This window comes from Microbacterium sp. CCH5-D1 (genome assembly GCF_001557335.1).
Taxonomy (GTDB): domain Bacteria; phylum Actinomycetota; class Actinomycetes; order Actinomycetales; family Microbacteriaceae; genus Microbacterium; species Microbacterium oxydans.
Genome location: NZ_LSJW01000127.1, coordinates 1 through 3247, shown reverse-complemented (window position 1 = coordinate 3247; position 3247 = coordinate 1). Strand labels below are relative to the sequence as shown.

Below are 3247 nucleotides of genomic sequence, written 5' to 3'. Positions count from 1 at the left end.
GCGTTGGGGGTGGGTCTCGGCGCTGGGTTACTCCTTCACCGCGCCGGCGGTGAGGCCCTGCACGATCCAGCGGCTCGCGAGGGCGAACATCACCATCGTCGGGAGGATCGTCAGCACAGCCGCGGCGCTCATGGAGCCCCAGTCGATGTTGAACGTGGAGATGAAGCCGTTCAGCGCCGATGGCACGGTGCGGTTCGCGTCGGTGTTCATCAGCACGACCGACAGGAACAACTCGTTCCAGCAGTTCACGAAGTTGAAGATGAACGCCGCGATGATGCCGGGGGTCATCACCGGCACGAGCACCCGGAACAGGGCGCCAAGGCGCGAGCAGCCGTCGATCATCGCCGCTTCTTCGAGCGCGTCGGGGACGTTCTCGAAGAAGCCCCGCAGCATGACCGTGGAGAACGGGATGCAGATCGCGATGTAGACGAGGATGAGCCCCGGCTTGGTGTCGACGAGGCCGAGGTCGGTCATCATCGAGTACAGCGGTCCGAGGGCGATGAACGCCGGGATCATCTGCGTCAACAGGAACGCGATGAGCACCGCCCCCTTGCCGCGGAACTCGAACCGCGCCAGCACGTAGGCGCTGAGCAGCGCGATGAGCGTCGCCACCGCCCCGGCTGAAACCGCCACGATGGCCGAGTTCGCCAGGAACGTCCCGAACGAGCTCTTCTCGAACAGGCTCGTGAAGTTGTCCAGCGAGGGTTCGCTCGGCCAGTACTCGATCGGGAAGCGGTTGATGGTCCCCGGCGACTTGAACGCGGTGAGCGTGATCCAGTACAGCGGGAACAGGGTGATCAGCAGCCACAGCCCCAGGCCGACGACACGCACCACGCCGCCCGCCGTGACACGGGGCTTCGGGCGCGGTGCGGCCTTCGGGTCGGGGACCGTGATGCGACGGGTCTCCGTGACCGAGGATCCGGTCCGGACGGATGAGGTGATGGTCATCGCTGCACTCTCCGCATCGCCATCAGGTAGAACGCGCAGAAGACCATGAGGAATGCCACGACGATGAGCCCGATGGCGCTCGCGATGCCGTAGTTGCCCTGCTGCGTGTAGTTGATCATCCAGGTCGTGATGATGTGGGTCTGGTTGGCCGGGCCGCCGTTCGTCATCGCGTAGATGATGTCGGGGAAGTTGAAGATCCAGATCACGCGCAGCAGGATCGTCAGCAGCAGCGTCATCGAGATGTACGGGATGATGATGGAGAACAGCTGCCGCACCTTGCCGGCGCCGTCCAGGCTCGCCGCCTCCAGCATCTCGTCCGGCACCGACTGCAGAGCTGCGAGGATCATGATCGCGAAGAAGGTCACGCCGTACCAGATGTTCGCGACGATCACGGCGAACATCGCGAGCTTCGGGTCGGCCAGCCACGGCAGCGGGGCGTCGATCAGGCCCGCTTTCATGAGCAGGTCGTTGACGACGCCGAACTCGGCGTTGAACATCCAGCGGAACAGCATGCCGATCAGGAAGCCGGACACCGCCCACGGGAAGAACACCAGCGCCTGGTAGAGCCCGCGGAAGCGGAAACGCTTGCGCAGCGCGAGCGCGATGAGGAAGCCGATCACGAGCTGCGGCACGAGCGAGCCGACCACCCAGAGCACCGAGTTCCAGGCGACGGTCGGGAAGGCGGGATCCCGGAACACGGCGAGGAAGTTGTCGAAACCCACGAACGGCGTCGACGTCAGGTCCCACAGGTTCCAGTCGTGGAAGGCCATGCGTGCGCCCTGCAGCATCGGCCAGTAGGTGAACCAGCAGACGAAGACGATCGCCGGCGCGAGGAACGCCAGCAGCGTGAGCGCCGTGCGGCCCCGGAAGGGGCGGCGACGCGATGCCGGGGAGGCCCCGCCGGCCGGCTGCTGCGAAGCAGTGCCGACGGAGCCTCCCTCATGAGCGGTGCGGGCCACGGATCAACCCTTCTCCGCGGCGTACTTCTCGGTCCAGAACGCATCCCACGAGGCGAGGAGATCCTTCGTGGACATGTTGCCGAGCAGCACGTTCTGCACGTCCTGGTCGGACTTCTGGATCCACTCGGTCCACCAGCTGACCCCGCGCGGCTGGCGCACGTTGACGTAGGTCTCCGGGTCCTCGGTCATGGTGACGTAGCTGGTCCACGGGCCGGACGAGTAGAAGTCGTCATCTGCGGCGGAGGCGATGATGGGCACCAGGCTGTTGGCCTGCGCGAACTCGGTCGCGGGCTCGGCGGACGACAGGAACTCGACCAGCTTGACCGCCGCCTCCTTGTTCTCGCTGTTCTCCGCGACGCCCCAGCCGGCGACGGCGAGGGGCTGCGCGGCCTTGCCGGACGGGCCGACGAGCAGCGGGGCGGTGTCCCACTGGTCCTCGGTCAGCGACGAGTCCTGCACCGTCGCGATGACCTCCGGGTCCTGCAGGAGGAAGGCCGTTGTGCCGTTCGTGAACCCGGCGACCATCTCGGGGTAGCCCCACGACACGGCGGACGGCGGCGACGCCTCCTTGAAGAGGTCGAAGTAGTCGTCGACGGCATCCTGTGCCTCGGGAGCCGCGAAGATCGTCGAGCCGTCCTTCATGAGGAACGCGTCCTCCGTGTCGAGGCCGTCGATCGTGTAGGCCTCGATCGCCGCGACGACGTTGCTGTTCGCGTTCTGGCCGCCGCGGAAGGCGTACCCGTAGATGTTGTTCGACGGGTCCTGGATCGCCGACGCCTGCTCCAGCAGGTCCTTCCAGCTGTGCGGCGGGCCGTCGAAGCCGGCATCCTTCACGAGGTCGGTGCGGTAGAACAGCGACAGCCCGTAGAAGCCGTAGGGGACGAAGTAGCTCTTCCCGTCCTCCGCGACCGAGGCGGACTGCGCGTTCTCGGTCAGCGCGTCCCAGCCGTCCCACTTCTTCAGGTCGGGGCCGAGGTCGTACAGCCAGCCGTTGTTCGCGAACGGCCCGACGGTGATGTCGCGCACCTCGAGCACGTCGACGCCCTTGCCGGACTGCAGCATCTGCTGGATCTTCTGGTCGGCCTGCTCGGTGGGCGGGGAGACGAGGGTGACGGTGATCTTCGGGTTGGCCTTCTCGAAGTCGTCGAGCAGCCCGCGCAGCAGCTCCGTACGGGCGGGGTTGGTCAGGCTCTCGACCATCTGCAGCTGGACGGAGCCGTCGTCGGAGGGGCCGGAGCCTGCGGAGCAGCCGGTGAGTGCGAGGACGGCGACGGTGCCGAATCCCGCTGCGGTCGTCAAGATCTTGTTCTTCACGATGTGCCTCTCGATGGGGGTGGGGG

Annotated in this window: 3 protein-coding genes; all 3 read right to left on the bottom strand. The window is 66.4% G+C overall.

The features are described 5' to 3' along the window. Positions 1–27: 27 nt before the first annotated feature. From AX744_RS07900 to AX744_RS07890, 3 genes are read right to left on the bottom strand one after another with little or no spacing between them, the layout of a single operon-like run. Positions 28–948, bottom strand: coding sequence for a carbohydrate ABC transporter permease (locus AX744_RS07900; RefSeq protein WP_197077676.1), 921 nt, complete (start codon positions 946–948; stop codon positions 28–30). Further along, positions 945–1907: a carbohydrate ABC transporter permease gene (locus AX744_RS07895; RefSeq protein WP_046747515.1), complete on the bottom strand. Its 963-nt coding sequence runs from the start codon at positions 1905–1907 to the stop codon at positions 945–947. The genes AX744_RS07900 and AX744_RS07895 overlap by 4 nt, the downstream gene beginning before the upstream one ends. A gap of 3 nt (positions 1908–1910) precedes the next feature. Next, positions 1911–3221: an ABC transporter substrate-binding protein gene (locus tag AX744_RS07890; protein WP_046747516.1), complete on the bottom strand. Its 1311-nt coding sequence runs from the start codon at positions 3219–3221 to the stop codon at positions 1911–1913. Positions 3222–3247: the final 26 nt, after the last annotated feature.